The sequence below is a fragment of the Streptomyces sp. NPDC050211 genome (assembly GCF_040656035.1).
Taxonomy (GTDB): domain Bacteria; phylum Actinomycetota; class Actinomycetes; order Streptomycetales; family Streptomycetaceae; genus Streptomyces.
The window spans coordinates 56,668-78,090 of record NZ_JBFALC010000030.1 but is presented as its reverse complement, the minus strand read 5'-3'; the positions used below and the strand labels follow the sequence as shown (position 1 = coordinate 78,090).

Here is a 21,423-nt window from a genome sequence, read left to right as displayed (position 1 = left end):
GCGACCGTCCCTTTCCTCATACGGTGGTGTCGCTGCCGTCGGTCAGCAGCGCGGTGAGCAGTTGCTTGAGCCAGACGCGAGCGTGCTCGGCGTCCCGGTCAAGGAGCAGTTGGGTGGTGACCCCGTCGTACGCGGCGACCACCGCATGGGCGGCGGCGTCGATGTCGCCCAGGACGGCGGGCAGTTCGGTGTGACCCTGGGCGCGGGCGAGCCGTTCCGCGATGGCGCCGCGCAGCCGCGCCCGGTGCTCCAGCAGGGTCCGCGCGACGTCCGGGTCACGGGCGGCGTGCACCAGGAAGTCCGTCTTCACCAGCAGCCAGTCCCGGTCGAGCAGCAGCACCTCGGTGACGCGGTCGACGGCGGCGGGCACGTCGAGGTCGGGGCCGTCGAGGGCGAGCGCCCCGGACACCTGCTCGGCGATCAGGTCGGCGCGCTGCCGGTAGAGGGCGAAGAACAGCTCGTCGAGGCTGGCGAAGTTCGAGTAGAAGGCACCCCGGCTGTACCCGGCCGCCTCGCAGACCTCCTCGATCGAGACCCGGCCGAAGCCCTTGGCCGCGAACACCGCGAACGCGGCGTCGAGCAGGTTCGCGCGCGTGCGGACACGGCGCCTGGTCACGCGCCCGGTCGTCGCCTCCGCCACCATGGCCCGCCCTTCGTTCGATACGGGAATGTATCCGATACACGAACGTATCCAAAGGGGGGTGCGAGAAGTCCGCACACACCCGATGGAACAAACTTTCGAATAAGGGGTACGCTGGATCCATGACCACGCACCTCCAGGGCTCGCTCTTCGACCAGGCGGACCGGCTCCGGCTCGGCTCCCTCGACGGGATGCGCCGCACCGAACTGGGCCGTGGCGCGTGGATCGACGTCCTGCCCGGGTGGCTCGAAGGCTCCGACGCCCTGTTCGAACAGCTGGTGGACGAGGTGCCGTGGCGTGCGGAACGGCGGACGATGTACGACCACGTCGTCGACGTACCTCGACTGCTGGCGTTCTACGGCGCCGACGACCCGCTGCCGCACCCCGTGCTGGACGAGGCCCGCGACATGCTCTCGGCGCACTACGCCGACGAACTCGGCGAGCCCTTCACCACGGCCGGCCTGTGCTACTACCGCGACGGCCGCGACAGCGTCGCCTGGCACGGCGACCGGATCGGACGGGGCGCCCGAGAGGACACCATGGTCGCGATCCTCTCCGTCGGCTCACCCCGTGATCTGCTGCTGCGACCCCTGCGCGGCGGCGACACGATCCGGCGTCCGCTGGGCCACGGGGACCTCATCGTGATGGGCGGCTCCTGCCAGCGGACCTGGGAGCACGCCGTACCGAAGACCGCACGGGCCGCGGGACCGCGCATCAGCGTGCAGTTCCGCCCGGACGGCGTGCACTGAGGCGGAGAGGCGGCCGCTTCGGATGCGCGCGGGGGCTGCCTCCGGGGGACGGTGCCGGAGGCAGCCTCACCCCCGCCGTCTGCTTTGCTGATGCCGTCGGGCAGGGACCTCACCACGCGGGACGATCATGCGGGCAGCCGTGCAGCAAGTCGCCGGCGGCACCTATCTGGTGCACGGGAGCAACACGAACTGGGTGATCCTGAGTGAGGGGGACGCCGTGACGCTGATCGACACGGGCTACCCCGGGGACCGGGAACGGCTCCTCGCTTCCCTTGCGGAGGTGGGCAGTTCGCCGCAGGCGGTGACGGCGGTACTGATCACGCACGCCCACACCGACCACCTGGGTTCCGCCGAGCACCTGCGGGCCTCGTACGGCACACCCGTCTACCTGCACGAGGCCGAAGTGCCGCACGCCCGCCGTGATTTCCTGCACCAGGTGTCCATCGGCCGGGTCCTCAGGAACGGCTGGCGTCCGGGCGTCCTGCCGTGGGCCGTGCGCGCCCTGCGGGTCGGCGGCACCGCCCATGTCCCGGTCGCCGAACCGCAGCCGTTCCCGGCGCCGGGGCCGCTCGACCTGCCCGGCCGCCCCGTCCCCGTCCACACGCCCGGACATACGCTCGGCCACACCGCCTTCCACCTCCCGGGCACCGGAGTGGTGATCTCGGGCGACGCCCTGGTCAGCGGCCACCCCACCTCGCGCGCCAAGGGGCCCCAGCTGCTGCCGGACATGTTCCATCACGAACGCGCCCGTGCCGTGACCTCGCTGGAGATCCTGGAGGGTCTCGACGGCGACTTCCTGGTCCCCGGGCACGGTCCGGTGCACCGCGGTCCAGTACGTGAGGCGGCACGGCACGCACGGGAGCGCGCGCTCTAGAGTTCTGGCCATGGCATTGCAGATCAGCGCGACCAATCCGGAGCACCCCGCGCTCCTCCTCGAGCTGCCGTGGGACGTGCCCCTTGAGGAGTGGCCCGAGGAGTACCTCGTCCCGCTGCCGCGCGGCATCTCCCGCCACGTGGTGCGTTACGCCCGGGCCGGCTCCGAGGTCATCGCCGTCAAGGAGCTGGCCGAACGGCCCGCGCAGCGCGAGTACGAGCTGCTGCGCGACCTGGACCGGATCGGCATCCCCGCGGTCGACCCCCTCGCCGTGGTCACCGGGCGTGCCGACAAGGACGGGGCGCCGCTGGAGCCGGTGCTGATCACCCGGCATCTGGGCGGCTCGATGCCGTACCGCTCGATGTTCGAGACGACCATGCGCCCGGCCACCATGCACCGCCTCATGGACGCCCTGGCCGTGTTGCTCGTGCGGCTGCACCTCGCCGGGTTCGCCTGGGGCGACTGCTCGCTGTCCAACACGCTCTTCCGGCGGGACGCGGGCGCCTACGCCGCGTATCTCGTGGACGCCGAGACCGGTGATCTGCATCCGCAGCTCAGCAGCGGACAGCGCGACTACGACCTCGACCTCGCCCGGGTCAACATCAGCGGCGAGCTGCTCGACCTGGAGGCGTCGGGGGCGCTGCACCCCTCCGTCGACCCGATCGAGTTCGGCACCGAGATCTGCGGACGCTACCGGGACCTGTGGGACGAGCTGACCCGCACCTCCGTCTACCCGGCGGGCAAATACCAGTACATAGAGCGCCGGATACGCCGCCTCAACGAACTCGGTTTCGACGTGGCCGAGATGCAGATCGAGCACAACTCCAACGGCGACACGGTCACCTTCGTGCCCAAGGTCGTCGACGCGGGCCACCACCAGCGCCAGCTGCTCCGGCTGACCGGCCTCGACACCGAGGAGAACCAGGCGCGGCGGCTCCTGAACGACCTGGAGAGCTGGATGGCCACCCAGGACGACTACGCCCCGGGCGACCCCCTCGGCGCCCGCCCTGAGGTGCTCGCCCACCGCTGGGTGCGGGACGTGTTCCGTCCCACCGTGCGCGCGGTGCCGCTGGAGCTGCGCGGCTCGATGGACGCGGCCGAGATCTACCACCAGCTGCTCGAACACCGCTGGTACCTGTCCGAGCGTGCCCAGCACGACATCGGGCTGGACACGGCGGTGGACGAGTACGTCAAGAACATCCTGCCCAAGGCTCGCGAGACGCTGCAGCCGACGGCCGAGTGACTCAGGCGGGCGGGACCACGGCCACCGGGCAGCCCGCGTGATGCAGGACCCCGTGGGCGACCGAGCCGATCCGTGCGCCGACGGCCGTACGGCGGGCCCGGCGCCCGACGACCATCAGCTGGGCCTGCCCGGCCACGTCCAGCAGCACCTGCCCGGCGCTACCCATCTCCACGTGCTCCACCACCGGAACGTCCGGGAAGCGGTCCCGCCACGGCTGCACCGCCGCGGCCAGCGCCTTCTTCTCGTACGGCTCCAGGCCCCCGGCCTCATCGAGCAGCTTGAGCGAGGCCGGGCTGTAGGAGAACACCGGCGGCAGCGTCCAGGCGCGTACGGCACGGACGGTCGCCCCGCGCGCGGCCGCCGTCTCGAACGCGAACCGCAGTACGGCGGCGCTGTCGTCCGGGTCGCCCTGCTGGCCCACGACGACCTCGCGGCCCGCGGCCTCGGCGGCCGGCTCGTCCCCCGCCCGTACGAGGACGACGGGACCCGTGGCCCCGGCGATGACCTGCTGTCCGACCGAGCCGAGCAGAAAGCCGACGACCCGGCCGTGGCCGCGCGAGCCGAGCACCAGCATCTCGGCGTCGGCCGCCGCGGCGGCCAGGGTGTCGGCCGGGCCGCCTTCGAGAACGTCCGTCGTCACGTCGAGCTCCGGGTGCCGCTCGGTGACGGTCCGGGCGGCCTCCGTCACGGCCTTGCGCACCCACCCGGCCTGGCTGTCGGCGTCACCGGCGTCGATCGCCTCGTGCGGCTGGAACCGCCAGGCGTGCACCACCCGTAGCGGCAGCCCGCGACGGACCGCCTCGCGGGCCGCCCAGGCCAGCGCGGCGTGGCTCTCGTCGGTCCCGTCGACCCCTGCCGTGATCGGGCGTGTCATGCGGTTGCCTCCCTGTGGTGCGGTCGCTTCATGATTGCGGTCGCTTCGTCGGAACAGTCTTCACTACGCTGCCCGGATGGGCCTGGAGTGGGAGCAAGTCAACGTGGACGCGGCCGACGCGGTTGCCCTGGGCCGCTGGTGGGCCGAGGCGCTGGGGTGGGTGGTGATCAACGATTCGCCCGAGGAGTTCGAGATCCGGCCGCGGGAGGACCGGCTGCCGGGGCTGATCTTCGGGCCGGTGCCCGAGGGCAAGACGGTCAAGAACCGGCTGCACCTCGACTTCCGCCCCGACGACCAGGAGGCCGAGGTCGCCCGCTTCCTCGCCCTCGGCGCACGGCACGCGGACGTCGGCCAGACGGGCGAGGAGAGCTGGGTGACGCTCGCCGACCCGGAGGGCAACGAGTTCTGCGTGCTGAGCTCGCGACGCCGCTGACGGGCTCTGGCGTCCCGCATACCTGAGCGAAGCGGGACGATCGAACATACGATGGGCGGGAGCCGGCGCGGCGGGGTCGCCGTACCGCGAATCCGAACGCTCTCGGGGTGGGAGACGTATGGCACAGGCCGCCGACGCAGCGCGGACCGTCATCATGACCGTCGACGACGACCCGGGGGTCTCCCGCGCCGTCGCCCGCGACCTGCGGCGCCGCTACGGCGGGTCATACCGGATCGTGCGCGCGGAGTCCGGCGAGTCCGCGCTGGACGCCCTGCGTGAGCTGAAGCTGCGCGGCGATCTGGTGGCCGTGATCCTGGCGGACTACCGCATGCCGCAGATGAACGGCATCGAGTTCCTGGAGCAGGCGCTGGACGTCTACCCGGGCGCGCGGCGGGTGCTGCTGACCGCGTACGCGGACACGAACGCGGCGATCGACGCGATCAACGTCGTCGACCTCGACCACTATCTACTCAAGCCGTGGGATCCGCCCGAGGAGAAGCTCTATCCCGTCCTCGACGATCTGCTGGAGGCCTGGCGGTGCAGCGACTACCGGCCGGTGCCCAGCACCAAGGTGGTCGGGCACCGCTGGTCGGCGCGCTCCTCGGACGTACGGGAGTTCCTGGCCCGCAACCAGGTGCCGTACCGCTGGTACTCCGCCGACGAACCCGAGGGGCGGCGGCTGCTGACGGCCGCCGGGCAGGACGGACAGCGGCTGCCGGTGGTGATCACCGCGGACGGCACGCCTCTCGTCGAGCCGGACGCGCCGGAGCTCGCCGCCCGGGTCGGGCTGGCGACCACGCCGACGGCCGACTTCTACGACCTCGTGGTGATCGGGGGCGGTCCGGCCGGGCTGGGCGCGGCCGTGTACGGGGCCTCGGAGGGACTGCGGACCGTGCTCGTGGAGCGGTCGGCGACCGGTGGGCAGGCCGGGCAGAGTTCGCGGATCGAGAACTACCTCGGCTTCCCCGACGGAGTTTCGGGGGCACAGCTCACCGACCGGGCGCGGCGGCAGGCGGCGAGGTTCGGCGCCGAGATCCTCACCGCGCGGGAAGTGACGGGGCTCGAGGTCAACGGGGCGGCGCGGACGGTGCGGTTCTCGGACGGCTCGGCGGTCGCCGCGCACAGCGTGATCCTGGCGACCGGCGTGTCGTACCGGCAGCTCGAGGCACCGGGCTGCAACGACCTCACCGGCTGCGGGGTGTTCTACGGCTCAGCGCTCACGGAGGCGGCCTCCTGCCAGGGGCAGGACGTGTACATCGTCGGTGGCGCCAACTCGGCGGGGCAGGCGGCGATGTACCTGGCCCGAGGCGCCAAGTCAGTCACCCTGCTGGTGCGCGGGGCGGACCTGTCCGCGTCGATGTCGTACTACCTGATCCAGCAGATCAACGAGGCACCGAACATCTCGGTGCGCGCACAAACCGTCGTCGAGTCCGCGCATGGCTCCGACCACCTGGAACAGCTCACCCTGCGCGACACGCAGACCGGTGAGACCGAACTCGTCGACGCGCAGTGGATGTTCGTGTTCATCGGCGCGGCACCGCTGACCCATTGGCTCGAAGACACGGTGCTGCGCGACGAGCGCGGGTTCATCCTGGCCGGGCCCGACCTGACCGCCGACGGCCGGCCACCTGCGGACTGGGCGCTTGACCGGCCGCCGTACCACCTGGAGACCAATATCCCCGGCGTGTTCGTGGCGGGCGACGCGCGCGCCGAGTCCGCCAAGCGCGTCGCGTCCGCCGTCGGAGAGGGAGCCATGGCCGTGATGCTCGTCCACCGGTATCTGGAGCAGTCGTGAGCGGGCAGCCGATGCCGTGCAGCCCGGCGGAGATCGGGTCGCTGTTCCTGTTCGAGAAGCTGTCCGCCGAGCAGCTCGGGCAGCTGTGCAGGGCGGGGCGGGTGGAGAAGTTCGAGCCCGGGCCCGTGTACACCGAGGGCGAGCCCGCCACCTGCTTCTACGTCATGATCGAGGGCACGGTGGTGCTCTCCCGCCGGGTCGGCGTCGACGACGTGGAGGTGACCCGCACCTCCCAGCGCGGGGTGTACGCGGGGTCCATGCAGGCGTACCTCGGGGACCGGGTGCGCCAGGTCTACAACAGCTCCATGCGGGTCACGGAGCCCACCCGGTTCTTCGTGGTGCCCGCCGAGGAGTTCGCGGCCTTCATGCAGCAGTGGTTCCCCATGGCGGTCCACCTGCTGGAAGGCCTCTTCTTCGGCTCGAAGAACACCCAGCGGGCCATCGGGGAGCGCGAACGGCTGCTGGCGCTCGGGTCGTTGTCGGCCGGTCTGACCCACGAACTCAACAACCCGGCCGCGGCGGCCGTACGAGCCACCGCGACGCTCCGGGAACGCGTGGGCAAGATGCGGCACAAGCTCGCCATCATCGCCCAGGGCTCCTACTCCCCCGAGGTCATGGCGAACCTCATCGACATCCAGGAACGCACCGCCGAACGCGTCGCCAAGGCACCCGTGCTGACTCCGCTGGAAGCCGCCGACCGTGAGGACGCCCTCGCCGACTGGCTCGACGACCACGGCATCCCGGAGGGCTGGCGGATCGCGCCGACCTTCGTGCAGGCCGGTATCGACACCGACTGGCTCGACCAGATCGCGGCGGCCGTGGACGAGGAGATCCTGCCGAACGCGATCGGGTGGCTCAACTACACCGTCGAGACCGAGCTGTTGATGGACGAGATCAACGACTCCACCAACCGCATCTCCCACCTCGTCGACGCCGCCAAGCAGTACTCACAGCTCGACCGGGCGCCCTACCAGGTCGCCGACGTGCACGAACTCCTCGACAGCACACTGCTGATGCTCTCGGGCAAGATCGGGGAGCGGATCAAGGTCGTCAAGGAGTACGACCGTACGCTCCCGAAGATCCCGGCGTACCCGGCGGAGCTCAACCAGGTGTGGACCAACCTGATCGACAACGCGGTCCACGCGATCAACGACGCGGGTGGCGAGGGGACGTTGACCGTGCGGACGGCGCTCCAGCACGAACGGTTGCTGGTGGAGTTCCGTGACACCGGGCCGGGCGTGCCCAAGGAGATCCGCAGCCGTATCTTCGACCCCTTCTTCACCACCAAGCCGGTGGGCGAGGGCACCGGGCTCGGCCTGGACATCTCCTGGCGGATCGTCGTCAACAAGCACCACGGCACGCTTCAGGTCGAGTCCGAGCCGGGCGACACGCGCTTCCAGGTGCTGCTTCCGCTGGTCGCGTCCGCGAATGACATGCCCGAGGAGGCCGTATGACGAGCGACACCATGATCGACCCGGCTGTTCCGCCCAGTGGCGCGGGGTGTGTGGAGTGCGACGAGGTCGGCGGGTGGTGGTTCCATCTGCGGCGGTGTGCGCAGTGTGGGCACATCGGTTGCTGCGACTCCTCGCCGGCGAAGCATGCGACCGCGCATTTCCGGGAGACCGGGCATCCTGTGGTGCGGAGTTTCGAGCCGGGTGAGGAGTGGTTCTGGAACTATGCGACGTCCGAGATGTATGAGGCGGGGCCGGAGCTGGCGCCTCCGGTGAGTCATCCGGCTGATCAACCGGCGCCGGGTCCTGCGGGGCGGGTGCCGGAGGATTGGGCTCGGGTGTTGAAGGGCTGAGCGCCTACTAGCTCGGGGGGTTCTGTTTCGTGGCGGGTGCGGGTTGTCTGTGGCTTGTCGCGCCCACGCGGCGGAGCCGCATATCGATACAGCCCCGCGCCCCTTTAGGTCGGACCAGGTGCTGTCAGTGCCTCGTGCCAGGATGGATACGTGCCGCAGACCACCGCATTCACCACGCCCACCATCGGCCGGGAGGATGAGCTTGCTCGCCTCTCCAACGTGCTGGAACGTGCCCGGAGTGGTGAGGCTCGTGCCGTTCTCATCGCCGGGGACGCCGGAGTCGGGAAGACCCGTGTGCTGGACGAGATCTCCGGGCGGGCCGCTGCCGCTGGGATGACCGTGTTGACCGGGCATTGTGTGGATCTCGGTGACGTGGGGCTGCCGTATCTGCCGTTCAGTGAGGTGCTGGGGGTGCTGGCCGCTGATGAGCGGTTCGCGGCTGTGGTCGCGGCGCATCCGGCGGTGGAGCGGTTGCTGGGTGGTGGATCGGACGACGGTGGGCGGGTGCGGCTGTTCGAGGGTGTGGCGGGGCTGCTGGCCGATCTGGCGGATGTCGCTCCGCTGCTGCTCGTGCTGGAGGATCTGCACTGGGCGGATCAGTCCTCGCGGGATCTGCTGCGGTTCCTGCTCAGCCGCGGCATCCTGCAGCGGGCCGCGGGCGGTGCGCCCACGCATCGGCTGGCGGTGCTCGCTTCGTACCGGGCGGACGATCTGCATCGCCGCCATCCCCTGCGTCCGCTGCTCGCGGAGCTGGTGCGGCTGCCCGCTGTGGAGCGGCTGGAGCTGCGGCCCATGGCCGATCCCGATGTGGCCCGGCTGGTGCGCGGGCTGCGGGAGCGTCCGGTGCCGGACACGACGGTCCGGCGGATCGTGGAGCGCGCCGAGGGCAACGCCTTCTACGCGGAGGAGTTGCTGGCCGCCACGGACGCCGAGGCGGGCGGGGTGCCCAGCGGGCTGGCCGATGTCCTCCTCATCCGTTTCGAGCAGCTGACCGACACGGCCCAGCAGGTGCTGCGTACGGCCGCCGTCGCGGGGCGGCGGGTCGAGCACGATCTGCTGCGGGACGCGGTCGGGCTCCCGGAGGACGAGTTGGAGTCGGCGCTGCGGGAGGCCGTGGAGCGGCAACTCCTGGTCTCCGGGGACGGCGACACGTACTCCTTCCGTCATGCCCTGGCCCGGGAGGCGGTGTACGCCGATCTGCTGCCGGGTGAACGGGCGCGGCTGCACGGTGCGTTCGCCCGGCTGCTGTCCGGCCGGGGGCACCGCGCGGAGACCGCGGCCGAGCGCGCCCACCACTATCGCGCGAGCCATGATCTGGCCGAGGCCCTGGCCGCCTCGCTGGAGGCCGCCGATCACGCCCATCGGCTCGGTGCTCCCGCGGAGGAACTCCGACACCTGGAAGCCGCGTTCGACGTGTGGTCGTCGGTGGACCCGGGCGCGCGTCCCTCCGGCGAGGGCATCGACAGGGTGACGCTGACGCTGCGGGCGTCCGCCGCGGCGGCGCACGCCGGGGAGTCGCACCGCGCGGTCTCCCTCACCCGTGCGGCGCTGGCGGGCATCGGCCAGGACGCGGACTCCGAGCTCGCCGCCCGGGTGCGCTACACGCTCGCGGGGAACCTGATCAGCGTCGACAACCTGACGGCGGCGTTCGCGTACAGCAGCGAGGCGCTCGCTCTGATCCCCGCCGAACCCGCCTCGCGGACCTGGGTGTGGGCGGCGGCCACGCATGTGATGGCGGCCCGCCAGGTCGGGGAGACCGAGATCGCGCTGCGGGTCGCCCGCCAGGCGCTGGGCATCGCCGAGCAGTTGCGGGTGACCGACGCCCAAGCCGACCTGCTGATCTCGCTGGCCACGCTCGAAGGCGGCGGCCGACGCACTCCCCAAGGGCGCACGCGGCTGAAGGAGGCCCGGGAGCTGGCCCGGAGGTCGGGGAACGCGCCGGTGGAGTTGCGTGCCCTGTTCAACCTCGCCATGGGCTGTTTCGAGTCCGGCGATCTGGAGGAGTGTCTGCCCTGGCTGACCGAGGGCCTGGACCGCGCCCGCCGTGCCGGTCTGCTGTCCTCGCCGTATCCGCTGGAGATGCGCTATCTGCACCTGCTGGTGCTGTACACCTTGGGCCGCTGGGACGAGTGCCTGCGCGCGGCGGCGAGTGACGCCGCGGTGCTGCCGACGGCCGGTGGCTATACGGCGGGTCCCGCGCTGAACGTCGCATTGGCGCGCGGCGACTTCAAGGCAGCCGACCGTGCGCGCGCCTTGCTTCAGGGGCCGTTCGACTGGATGGCCACGCTCGTCGCGGGCATCGTGCTGACGGACGCCGCCGCGCTGCTCGGCGATGCGGACGAGGCCGTGGCGCAGATGCGGTCCACCGTCGCGGCGCTCACCGATGAGGTGGGCACGCCGCCCGATGTGACGGTCCGGCTCGCCGCGCTCGCCCTGTCCGCCGTCGCCGACTCGGCCGTCGATCTGCGCCGCACCGGTGACGAGGCGGGGGCCGGCCGCCGGGCGCAGACGGCGGGCGAGTTGGTGGAGCTGGCGCGGGATGTGGCGGGGCACGGCGACGACGGCATTCCGCAGGGGCCGGAGGGCCAGGCGTGGCTGGCCCGGGCAGAGGCGGAGTGGGCGCGGGCCGTGTCCGGTGCGGACGCGGAGGCGTGGGGGAAGGCGGTGGCCGCGTTCGACTACGGCGACCCGTATGAGCGGGCGCGCTGCCGACTGCGGTTCGCCGAGGCCCTGTTGGCGGCTGAGCGGCGCGAGGAGGCGGCCGTCGAGGCAAGCGCGGCCCGGGAGACGGCCGCCGAACTCCGCGCCACGCCGCTGTTGGAGCGCGCGGACGCCCTCATACGCCGCGGCAGGCTGTCGGGCAGTGACGACCACGCCACGTCACTGCTCACCGCCCGCGAACAGGACGTCCTGCGGCTCCTCGCCCTCGGCCGCAGCAACCGCCAGATAGGCGAGGAGCTCTTCATCGCTGGCAAGACGGCGAGCGTCCACGTCTCCAACATTCTCGGCAAGCTGGGCGCCGCGAGCCGCACCGAGGCCGTGGCGATCGCCTACCGCCGGGGCCTGATCACCCCGGAGCCGACGGCGTCCGGCTGACCGGCCCGATCAGCCGAGCAGCCGGGCCAGTTCGGTACCGCCCAGCAGGAAGGCGCCGACACCGAAGTCAGCGGTGCTGTCGTACGTCACGGGCTGGCTGGACTCCGGGCGGTCGCCGACCTTCTGGACGTAGCCCAGGAAGCCGTCGGGGTGGACGGCGGTGGTGACGAGGCCCTGCCAGGCCCGGGACACGACGGGCAGGTGCGCGGCCCGGTCGACGAGCCGGGCGCGGAGCGCGTAGGCCGTGCCGTAGAGGAAGAAGGACGTGCCGCTGGTCTCGGGTCCGGGGAGGTGGTCGGGGTCGGCGAGGTTGACGTTCCAGAAGCCGTCCGTCCGCTGCACCCGTGCCAGCGCGCGGACGAGCCGGGTCAGGGTCTCCCGGTATTCGGCGGTGTGCGGCTCGCCCGGCGGGAGGGCCTTGAGGGTCTTGGTGTGGCCGCCGGTGACCCAGCCATTGCCGCGGGACCACACCACGGGCTTGCCGGAGGGCGAGAGGATCCCGCCGGGCAGGAACCGCTTGTCGCGGTACCAGAGACCGGTGGCCGGGTCGTACAGGCCGGGTCCGCCCTCGATCCGCTTGGTGTGGTCGTAGAGGGAGTACAGCTTGGCCCGGTAGGCGGGGTCGCCGCGCAGGACGCCGAGGCGGGCGAAGGGCGGCATGCCCATGTGCAGGGCGTCGTCCCACCACCAGTCGTCGTTCTTCTCGGGCTGGTCCGTGTAGACCATGCGGTGCAACGACTCCTCGATCGCGGCGAGTTTCCGCTCCTCGGGCTCGATCGCGTAGAGGTCGAGGTAGGCCTGTCCGGCGTTGTGGTTGTCGGCGTGCCGGGTGGTGCCCCCGCCCTTGAGTCCGTAGGCGTGCTTCTCCGCCCACTCCCTGGCATAGGCGAGGTAGCGGGGCGTGCCGGTGAGGCGGTGCAGGGTGAGCAGCCCGCTGAAGAAGGTGGCGTTGGCCCAGCCGTTGTCGCCGGGGTCCTGGTGGGCGGTGATCCAGTGGTCGGCGACCCGGCGCAGGACGCGCACCACCTCCGCTCGCGACGGGAGTGCCGGCGCCGGTGCGGCCGCTGCTCTCGTCGTCGGCAGGAGTGTCGCGGCGGCCGTGAGGGCGGCACCGCCGGTCAGTAAGCGACGTCGGTTCATGAGTCGGCTCCTCTCGGGTACGGGTTTCATGCGCAGTCGAGGCTGTCCAGGTCCACGGCGTCCGCCATGGCCTGCATGCCCTTGTCGTTGGGGTGCAGATGGTCGCCGTTGTCGAAGAAGGGCAGGATGCGCTCGGGGTCGTAGGGGCTGCGGAGGACGCGGTCGAAGTCGGTGACGGCGTCGAACTCCCCGCCGGACCTGATGAATTGGTTGACTTCCTGGCGTACGGCCTCGGCCGCCGGGTCCCATTCCGACCAGCCCTTGAACGGTCCGACGGTGGCGCCGACGACGCACTTCCCGGCCGCGTGCGCCCGCGCGATGATCTTCCGGTAGCCGTCGACCAAGTCCTGGGCGGTCACCCCCGTGTGGGCCTTGATGTCGTTGACGCCCTCGAAGAGGAACACGGTGCGCACGCCCGGCTGGGACAGGACGTCGCGTTCCAGCCGGTTGAGGGCGCTCTGGCCGAGGCCGTCGGCCAGCACCTTGTTGCCTGAAATCCCTTCGTTGGCCACGCCTTTGACGTCCGTGTCCGCCTGCCGCAGCCGGCGGGCGAGATAGTCGGGCCACCGGCGGTTCAGATCGGTGGTGGACTGCCAGCCGTCGGTGATGGAGTCGCCGAGGGCGACCACCGCCGCGGAGCCGGCACGGACGGAGACCGCGTCGAGGTAGAACCACGAGCCGGTCGTGCCCGTCCAGTTGGCGGCGCCCTCGTCGGCGGTGTGATCGCCCTGGGTCGTGTACGACGTCGCCATCGCCATGCCGTGTCCGGTCGCCGGTCCCGCCGCGTCCGGCGTATGGATGCTGATCACCAGGTCGGTCGCGGCGGGCAGCTTCCCGGGCAGGGGGTCGCTGAGCACGGTTTCTCCGGCCGGGACGGTGACGGACCGGGCGCCGCCGAAGGTCAGCCGCCGGTTGCTGCCGCGGACCAGTTCGGCGCCCGCCTTGCGGAGGCCGGCGTAGGCGCTGTCGAAGGTGATCGGCCGGTCTCCGAAGGCGTTGGAGAGCCGGATCCGCAGGTCGGTGCCGGCGGCGCTGGTGTGCACGACGAGCCGGTAGCCGCGGTCGGCGACGCCGTCGCCCAGGCGGTCCGCGCTCGCACCCCAGGTGATGACCTCGCGCGGCCGCTCGTCGGAGGCGTACGCGGGGGCGGCCGGAAGGGCCAGCAGGAGCGCGCAGACGACTCTGGCGATCACCGGGCCAGGTCCTTCAGCGTCACGGACTGCCCCGGCTTCAGCTTCACTGTCCGCGATGTACCGCCGTACGCCACCGTCGTCGTCCGCCCGCCCACGCTGCGGATGCGCACCTGGGTCGGCGCACCGTCCGCCCAGCGCAGATCGACGACGAAGCCGCCGCGTGCCGGGGCCCCGGTGAGGAAGCCGGACGCGGACCAGGCGTCGGGGAGGGCGGGGAGGAGCTCCAGGTGGCCGGGGCGGGAGTACAGCAGCATCTCGAGCATCGCCGCCGGTGTACCGAAGTTGGCGTCGATCTGGAAGATGCCGCGGCCCTTCTCCACCTCGTAGATGTCGAAGAGGTTGAAGGCGGTGCCGTTGCTGCCGCCGGTGGACGGCCGGAGGTTGTTGACGACCAGTTGGTAGGCCTTGTCGGCGTCCTTGAGCCGGGCCCAGCACAGGCCACGCCAGGCGTTGGCCCAGCCGAAGCTGTTCATGCCGCGTGCGGTCAGCTGAGCGGTGGCTCCGTCGACGATCTCCTGGGGCGTGGAGCCGTCGGGGCGGATGCGGTCACCGGGGAACAGGCCGACCAGCCCGGACAGGTGCCGGTGGGTGGTCTCGCCGAGGTTGTCCGGCGACATCCACTCCTCCAGCCAGCCTGTCTTCGGGCTGACCTTCGGCAGGTACAGCCGCTTGCGCAGACCCGCGATCGTGTCCGCATAGCCGCTGTCCCGCCGCAACGTGGCCGCCGCGACAGTGAAGGTGCCGAACAGCGCCCACACCAGTTCCTGGGCGTACGTGATGCCCTTCGCGTCGAGCGGGCCGTGTTCCGGCGACCAGTCGCTGTCCGCGATCAGCACCTCTGTCGGGGTGCCGGGGAGGGTCGTGGTCAGCAGCCGCGCCTCCCAGAACTCGCAGGCACCCTTCAGGAGCGGGTAGATCTTCGCGAGGTAGGCGGACGACTGGGTGTACTCGTAGTGCTCGTACAGGCTGTTGCACAGCCAGGCATTGCCCGCCGGATGCCACCACCAGCCGCCTCCGCCATAGGGGTTGGTGGAGATGGCGACGGTCCAGCCGGCGATCTTGCCGGTGGAGTTGCGGTAGCGGTTGCGCGGGTCGTTGAAGAGGGTCTGCGTGAGCTTCGTCCAGGACGGGAGCTGGGCGAGGCAGTAGTCGGTGAACGCGTCAAAACACCGGGACAGGCCCGCCCGGTCGGCCATCCAGTAGTTCATCTGGAGGTTGATGTCCGTGTGGTAGTCGCCCATCCAGTCCGGGTCGTTGCCGTCCAGCCACAGGCCCTGGAGGTTCAGCGGCAGGCTGTCGCGCGAGCCGGAGATCATGAGGTAACGGCCGAACTGGAGGTAGGCGGCCTCCAGTTCGGGGTCGGGTTCGAGGTCGCGGGCGCGCGCCTGGAGGCGTTCCCAGGTGTCCATCTCGCGTTGCGCGGCCGTGGACGAGCCGAGCGAGAGGTCCAGCTGTCCGAAGAGGGCGCGGTAGTCGGCGATGTGGGTGCGCCGCAGGGCGGCGGCCGATTCGGTGGCGGCGTCGCGGACCTTCGTACGGGCCAACCGCTCGGGATCGAGCGAGGGGTTGCGGAAGTTCGCGGCGGCGTCGGGCGCGTAGTTGGTGCCGCCGCTGACCACGACGGTGAGGTCCTTGCAGCCGGAGAAGTCGATGCGGGTGCCGTCGACGGTGACCTTGCCGCCGCTGCCGTGGGCCCGCACTGCGGCGCCGTAGCGAAGGCCGTTGGCGAGGGTCGCCCCGAACGACTCGGCGGTGGTCGGGGTTTCGCCGTGGGTGCCGGTGAGCGTGATCGTTCCGGTGTAGCGGCCGCCGCCGCTCTGGGTGAAGTGCAGGACGATCACGTCGTCGGGGTGGCTGGCGAAGATCTCTCGCCGGTAGGTGACGCCGGAACGGACGTAGGAGCTGGTGGCCAGGCCCTGGGCGAGGTCGAGGGTGCGGCGGTAGCCGGAGACGGCGCCCAGGTCGTGGTCGGGGATGTCGACGGTGAGCCTGGCGAGAAGCGTGAACGAGCCGAAGTCGGCCCGCCCGTAGGGGAATTGACCGTCCGCGTCGAGCGTGTCGTTGAGGCCGCCGGTCCACATCGTGGCGTCGGTGATCAGCAGCAGCTCGCGGCCGGGGTCGTTGCTCGCGAGCGCTCCGAGGCGGCCGTTGCCGACGGGCAGGCCCTGCTCGATCAGCGAGGCCTCGTCGCCGGGGGCCTGCCACCACAGGGAGGATCCGGCGTGCCGCGGGACTTCCGTGGGGCGCACGGGTGCGGCGGTGGCGGTGAAGATGGGCAGGGTGCTGAGGGCGACGGCGGTGGTGAGGGAGAGGAGAGTCCGTCTGCTGGGGTCGCTCGGACGGGGGTTCATGGCGGCTCCGGATGCGGGGAGGGGCACAAGGGCCTACTTCTGTACGTCGATCCGGTCGATGTCCGGCGCGTAGCCACTGGAGCCGCTGTCGAACGTGATCGTGTTCGCCCCGGCCTTCAACTTCACCGGCACATGGACGCTGTTCACCGTGGACCAGTCCCCCGTGGACGCGAACTTGTGCGAGACGGCGCCCCCGCCGTTGGCCGAGACGGCGACCGAACGGGAGTCACCGCTGATGTAGGCGACCTTGATCTGATAGGTCCCGGCCTTGGCCACCACCACGTCGTTGACGGTGAGCTTGCCGCCGCCGTAGAGGTTGCCGACCTTGCGGCCGTCGGAGCATGCGGAGCAGTCGGCGACGGAAGCGTTGCCGCTCAGCGTGCCCGCCTCGGCCTCGTAGCCGGTCCACGCCAGGGCGATGCCGCGCGGGGTGACGGTGAACAGCCGGGAGCCGTGCGCAGGCAGCGCCTGGGTGATCTTGTCGGTGTGGGTGCCGAGGTTCTCCTTGTTCCACACGTCGCGCACGGTGGCCTTGCCCTTGAAGCCGAGGGTCGGCCAGTTCGCGGTCACCGAGGCCGGTGCGTCGGACAGGTTGAACAGGGCGACGGTGTACGTCCCGTTGGGGTTCTTCGCGGCCCACACCTGTTGCGGGTCGGAGGCGGTGACCGGCTGGGCGGGCGGCGTGTTGCCCTGGTTGATCGCGATGACCTCGCGGTTCGTCAGCAGGGACAGGCCGTAGGAGTCGAGCCTGGTCAGGTCGTCGCCGGTGTAGAACGGGGACTTGGCTATCGCCCACAGGGTGGCGTAGCTCTGCCGCTCGGCCTTGGTGAGGCCGTCCATCTCGCCGTTGCCGACGTTGAGGGAGTCGAGGTCGTTCCAGCCGCCGGGGCCGGCGTGGTCGGTCCAGGCCGGGGTGTCGTCCCAGCGGTCGTCGACGGAGTTCTCCCAGCTGACGAGGGTGTTGCAGTAGCACTCGACGTCGGTGTCGATGCGCCAGCCGTTGGAGTACTTCTTCCAGTCCTCGACGTGCCCGTAGTCGAGGGACCAGGACAGCTCCAGGTGGATCGGGCGGCCGGCGGTGGCGATGGCCTTATGCCAGGCGGCCACGTCGGGGACGTTGTTGTAGTTGCCGCCGCTCTTGAACGACCCCGGGCCGACGCCGTCCAGCTTCAGGAAGTCGTAGCCCCAGTCGGCGAACAACTGCGCCTGGGAGTCGATGTACTTCTGCGCGCAGGGGTTGGTGAAGTCCAGCTTGTAGGCGCTGTCCCAGCCGTTGGTGGTGCGCAGGTCGTCGTGGACGATGTCGGCGGTGGTGCAGCCCTCGGCGTTCCAGATCGGCGACTTGCCGTCGTTGTACGCCTCCTTCTCCAATCCGACCGGGAGGTAGATGCCCGCCTTGAGGCCCTGGGCGTGGATGCGGTCGGCGACCGCTTTCATGCCGCTGGGGAAGCGCTCCGGGTCGGCCTGCTGGCGGGCGTACCCGTCGAAGCGCGGCTTCCACGACCAGTCGCGCCACCATCCGGCGTCGATGTTGATGTACTCGTATCCGGAACTCTTCAGCTTCTTGGCCATGGCGTCGGTCTGCTTGATGACGTTCGCCTCGGTGAGGTAGCTGTAGTCGCCCTTCGGGTTGAGACCCGGGTACTTCGACGACTGCATGCTCCAACTCGTCCAGCCCATATAGGGCTTGTCGGCGAGTGTGGCTGCCGTCTCGGCGCGGGCCGCGGGGGCGGTCGTCGCGAGGCCGGCGGTGAGGGCGAGCACGCACAGGGTTCTCAGCGCGCGTGCGGGCATGACGGAGTACGAGGATGACCGCATGGGTCGTACCTCCTGGGAGTGGGTGCGGGTGCGGGTGGGGGTTAGTTCATGTCCGACCTGATGAAAGACTGGATCGCGGTGGCGGCGGCCCCGCGTGCCCATTCCTCGAAGGGCAGCGGGCGGGTCCGTACGTCGCACTGGGCGGCGGAGCCGAAGGCGGCGGCGGTGAACGCGTCACGTATCTGCTCGGCGAACAGGTCGTAGGCGGCCAGGCCCTCGCCGGAGATGATCACGCGCTCGGGGCCGAGCAGGTTGGCCACGGTGGCGATGCCCCGGCCGATCGCGGCACCGGCGCGGGCGTACGCCTCGCGGGCTCCGGCGACTCCTTGGTGGGCCAGTGCCACGGCCTGAGCGGTGTCGGCGACCTCGAGGCCCGTGGTCTCGCGGATCTGCCGGACGATCGCGGCGTCCCCGGCGATCGCCTCCACACAGCCCCGGTTGCCGCAGTGGCAGAGCGGGCCGGCCGGGTCGACGGTCACATGGCCTATCTCACCGGCCACGCCGTGCGCGCCCGCGACCACTCGGCCGTGCACGACAAGTCCGCAGCCGATGCCGGCGCCTACGGTCACGACGGCGAAGTCGGACAGCCCGGCGCCGGCGCCGAACCACTGCTCGGCGACGGTCAGGGCCCGCACGTCGTTGTCGACGGTGACGGGCAGTCCGGTGGTCATGGCGGCGAGTTCGGCGAGCGGGACGCCGTGCCATTCGAGGAACGGCGAGTAGCGGACGACGCCTTCGGCGCGGTCGACGTCGCCGGAGACGGCGATGCCGAGTCCGAGGACGGGGGTGCCGAACTCGTCCGCCTCGACGAGGAGTTGCTGCACCAGCTCCGCGATGGAGGCCAGCACCGCCTTGGGGTCGCGGGCGGGCGGCGGCATACGGCGGGCGACGCGGATGCGGCAGCACAGGTCGGTGAGTACGCCGATGATCTCGTCGCCGGTCAGCTTGATCCCGATGAACAGTGCCCGTCCGCCGTCGACCCGTACCGGGTTGGCGGGCCGACCGAGCGCGGGGCGTGTCTCCGCGTCCGCGTCCTCCACCAGGTAACCGGCCTCGATCAGCGGCCGTACCGCCTTGGTCACCGCCGCGGCGGAGAGTCCGGCACGCCGGGACAACTCCAGCCGGGTGAGCGGTCCTTGGGAGAGGACGGTGGTGAAGACCTGGGAGGCGGCGGGGGTGTTGACGGGGAACGTCTCGGCTCGAGCGGTCGGGCGCATGGCCGGGAACCTAGAACTGTTTTTTTCCGTCGTCAATAAAAGAAGCAGGATTGGGGTGTGGGACCCGGCAGCCGGGCGTGCGTCGCGCGGCTGCCGGTGTCGTGTCAGTGCCTGTCGGCCGGTGTGTTCGCCTTGGTCACGTTGACGGCGGCCCAGGCTCGGTTCACCGTCTTGTACTCCGTGCTGTTGAGCCCGTGGAGGTCCTTGGCCGCCTTCAGGGTCGCGGTGCGTGCGTCGTGGAAGTCGGTCGTGGAGACCATGTAGCGGGTCAGGGCGCGGTAGAAGATCGCCGTGGCCTTTGCGCGGCCGATGCCCTTCACCGGCAGGCCGTCGTAGGTCGGCGAGTCGTAGGTGACGGTGCCGATCCTCTTGCGGCCGCTGCCCTCGGCGAGGAGGTAGTAGGCGTGCGAGGACACACCGGACCCGGCGTGCACCTCGGCGTCGTAGACGGCCGGTGACCAGTAGTCGATCGCGCCCTCGAGCACGTCGAGGGAGGGGCGGTCGAGGCGGCGCAGGAACTTCTGGTCCAGGCCGAGCTTCTCGCCGACGAGGTAATTGGGCGGGTTCTTGGGGTTGTTGGCGCTGAACTCCACGGCGGAGCCGAAGATGTCGGCGAGGGACTCGTTGAGGGAGCCCGGTTCGCCGTACTGGTTGCCCTGGGCGTCCACACGGGTGGGCTCCAGGCGGGCGGTGGCGTCGACGACGCCGTGGGTGAGTTCGTGGCCGGTGACGTCGAGGACGACGAGCGGCTTCTTGAACATCTCGCCGTCGCCGTCGCCGTACAGCATGCAGCCGCAGGAGGGGTCCCAGAACGCGTTGGCGACCTTGTTGCCGAAGTGGACCAGGGCGCGGGCGCCCTTGCCGTCGTTCTTGATGCCCTTGCGGCCGAAGGTCTTCTTGTAGAAGTCCAGGGTCTTGGTGATGCCGTACTGGGCGTCGACGGCGGCGCTGGCGCGGTTCGCGACGGTGCCGTTGCCCCACTTGTTGGTGGTGCTGGTGAACGTCTTGCCGCGGGCGAAGCTGGTCGGCTCCGTGCCCTTGGCGTCCCGCGTCTCGGTTCCCCAGCGGCTGGGGTCCTTGAGGACGTAGCTGGTGCGGGCGGTCCGGGTGGTGGTCAGCGCGACCTTGCCGGCGAAGAGGGACGTGCCGGTGCCGGTCGCCGGTGCCGGGTAGCGGGCGGCGCCCGGCGCGGGGGTCGCGGCGAGGCTGCTCGGCTCCGGGGCGGTGCCGGTGGCGGGGTCGAGCGTCTCGCCTCGTTCGCGCAGGGTGTCCACCAGGTCCGGCGACAGGAACTCTTCGCTGTCGGGCGTGTTGCTGCGGACCTTGCCGGTGCGGGCATCGATGACGACGGTCCGCGAGCCACCGCCGTCCGCGGTGTCGCTGCCGCTGACGTGCACTTCGTAGGCGAGGGCCGACGCGCCACGGCGAGCGTCGACGACGAGCTCGACGCTCTTCACCGACCCCTGAGCGACATCGGCGGCCTTCTCCTCCGCCTGGCGGTCGCTCACTTGGGCCTCAGTGGCGGCGGGCGCGACGCTGTGGTCGGCGGCCCGGGTGACACCCGCGTACTTCAGCCGCTCGGTGAGGTGGACGACGAGGTCGCCGCCGAGGACCGGCATCCCCCGGTGGGCCCGGACGAACCGCACATGCCGTGCGCCCTCCGGATCGATCAGCACGTCCTGCGCGCGCAGTTCGTCACCCGGTGCGACACCGGTGGCCGCCGCGTGGGCGAAGGCGGCGGCTCGGGCCGCGTCGACTATGGAGGAGGCGACAGCGGCGGAGGTGGGCTCGATCCCCGTGGCCGGGCCCGCGAAGGCCGTTCCGGTGAGCCCCGTTGCGGCGGTCGTCACGGCGACGGCGACCGCCAGGCTGCGTATGTGAGCTCTGCGCACTTGAGGGTTCCTTCGTGCGAAGGCGGCCGGGGTCACCAACCGCCCTGGGGCATGGCGCGGTTGAGACGCCATGGGGGCTGGTCGGGCCCCCGGTGCGCAACCCTTCCGGATGAGTCATGTCCATGTAAAGCACGAATCATCGGTTACATGCTTTTCATGGCGATTCGGTCCGCATCCGGATCCCACTGCTCATTGATCCGCGGGCGATCAACCGTGCGTCGACAGTGGAGAGGTGACGGGACGCACGGAGGTTGCCCGGCCTCGATGTGACCGATGTCGCATCTACCGCGAGCGGGCCCTTCAC

16 protein-coding genes are annotated in these 21,423 nt (G+C 70.9%); 8 read left to right on the top strand and 8 right to left on the bottom strand.

Annotated elements, in window-relative coordinates; genetic code table 11:
• Positions 1-16 precede the first annotated feature (16 nt).
• Positions 17-643 (bottom strand): helix-turn-helix domain-containing protein, encoded by a 627-nt coding sequence (locus AB0I98_RS27135; RefSeq protein ID WP_328370686.1) that lies wholly within the window; start codon positions 641-643, stop codon positions 17-19.
• Between the two features lie 119 nt (positions 644-762).
• On the opposite strand from AB0I98_RS27135, the gene AB0I98_RS27130 reads away from it, so the two are divergent.
• From AB0I98_RS27130 to AB0I98_RS27120, 3 genes are all read left to right on the top strand, one after another.
• Entirely contained in the window at positions 763-1,389 is a 627-nt protein-coding gene (locus AB0I98_RS27130; RefSeq protein WP_362946167.1) for an alpha-ketoglutarate-dependent dioxygenase AlkB, read from the top strand.
• A gap of 127 nt (positions 1,390-1,516) precedes the next feature.
• A complete protein-coding gene (locus AB0I98_RS27125) occupies positions 1,517-2,263 on the top strand; it encodes an MBL fold metallo-hydrolase (RefSeq protein WP_362946164.1) in 747 nt (248 codons plus the stop codon).
• Positions 2,264-2,273: 10 nt separating this feature from the next.
• Positions 2,274-3,506: a DUF4032 domain-containing protein gene (locus AB0I98_RS27120; protein WP_362946162.1), complete on the top strand. Its 1,233-nt coding sequence runs from the start codon at positions 2,274-2,276 to the stop codon at positions 3,504-3,506.
• Position 3,507: 1 nt separating this feature from the next.
• Here AB0I98_RS27120 and AB0I98_RS27115 read toward each other — a convergent pair whose 3' ends face one another.
• On the bottom strand, positions 3,508-4,380 hold the full coding sequence (locus AB0I98_RS27115; protein ID WP_362946160.1) for a universal stress protein: 873 nt from the start codon (positions 4,378-4,380) through the stop codon (positions 3,508-3,510).
• A 76-nt stretch (positions 4,381-4,456) separates the two neighbouring features.
• On the opposite strand from AB0I98_RS27115, the gene AB0I98_RS27110 reads away from it, so the two are divergent.
• The 5 genes from AB0I98_RS27110 (at position 4,457) to AB0I98_RS27090 (ending at position 11,508) form a co-directional block, all read left to right on the top strand.
• On the top strand, positions 4,457-4,813 hold the full coding sequence (locus AB0I98_RS27110; protein ID WP_301977395.1) for a VOC family protein: 357 nt from the start codon (positions 4,457-4,459) through the stop codon (positions 4,811-4,813).
• A gap of 118 nt (positions 4,814-4,931) precedes the next feature.
• Complete coding sequence (locus AB0I98_RS27105; RefSeq protein WP_362946157.1) at positions 4,932-6,608, top strand: FAD-dependent oxidoreductase; 1,677 nt, start codon at positions 4,932-4,934, stop codon at positions 6,606-6,608.
• Positions 6,605-8,062 carry an ATP-binding protein gene (locus AB0I98_RS27100; protein WP_362946154.1) on the top strand — a complete coding sequence of 486 codons (1,458 nt, stop codon included), beginning with the start codon at positions 6,605-6,607 and terminating at the stop codon, positions 8,060-8,062. Before AB0I98_RS27105 ends, AB0I98_RS27100 begins: the two co-directional genes overlap by 4 nt.
• Complete coding sequence (locus AB0I98_RS27095; protein WP_362946152.1) at positions 8,059-8,412, top strand: UBP-type zinc finger domain-containing protein; 354 nt, start codon at positions 8,059-8,061, stop codon at positions 8,410-8,412. Before AB0I98_RS27100 ends, AB0I98_RS27095 begins: the two co-directional genes overlap by 4 nt.
• Before the next feature lie 150 nt (positions 8,413-8,562).
• Positions 8,563-11,508, top strand: a complete 2,946-nt coding sequence (locus tag AB0I98_RS27090) for an AAA family ATPase (protein WP_362946150.1) — start codon at positions 8,563-8,565, stop codon at positions 11,506-11,508.
• A gap of 9 nt (positions 11,509-11,517) precedes the next feature.
• Here AB0I98_RS27090 and AB0I98_RS27085 read toward each other — a convergent pair whose 3' ends face one another.
• The 6 genes from AB0I98_RS27085 to AB0I98_RS27060 all read right to left on the bottom strand — a co-directional run bounded on the left by AB0I98_RS27085 (position 11,518) and on the right by AB0I98_RS27060 (position 21,119).
• Entirely contained in the window at positions 11,518-12,648 is a 1,131-nt protein-coding gene (locus AB0I98_RS27085; RefSeq protein WP_362946148.1) for a glycoside hydrolase family 88 protein, read from the bottom strand.
• A 26-nt stretch (positions 12,649-12,674) separates the two neighbouring features.
• The gene (locus AB0I98_RS27080) at positions 12,675-13,814 is read right to left on the bottom strand and encodes an SGNH/GDSL hydrolase family protein (RefSeq protein WP_362946245.1); all 1,140 of its coding nucleotides are present in this window, start codon (positions 13,812-13,814) and stop codon (positions 12,675-12,677) included.
• A 23-nt stretch (positions 13,815-13,837) separates the two neighbouring features.
• Positions 13,838-16,192 carry a glycoside hydrolase N-terminal domain-containing protein gene (locus AB0I98_RS27075; RefSeq protein ID WP_362946145.1) on the bottom strand — a complete coding sequence of 785 codons (2,355 nt, stop codon included), beginning with the start codon at positions 16,190-16,192 and terminating at the stop codon, positions 13,838-13,840.
• A 33-nt stretch (positions 16,193-16,225) separates the two neighbouring features.
• Complete coding sequence (locus AB0I98_RS27070; RefSeq protein ID WP_362946142.1) at positions 16,226-18,010, bottom strand: CBM35 domain-containing protein; 1,785 nt, start codon at positions 18,008-18,010, stop codon at positions 16,226-16,228.
• Positions 18,011-18,051: 41 nt separating this feature from the next.
• Positions 18,052-19,227: an ROK family transcriptional regulator gene (locus AB0I98_RS27065; RefSeq protein WP_362946140.1), complete on the bottom strand. Its 1,176-nt coding sequence runs from the start codon at positions 19,225-19,227 to the stop codon at positions 18,052-18,054.
• A 104-nt stretch (positions 19,228-19,331) separates the two neighbouring features.
• On the bottom strand, positions 19,332-21,119 hold the full coding sequence (locus AB0I98_RS27060) for a M4 family metallopeptidase (protein WP_362946137.1): 1,788 nt from the start codon (positions 21,117-21,119) through the stop codon (positions 19,332-19,334).
• Between the last annotated feature and the right edge of the window lie 304 nt (positions 21,120-21,423).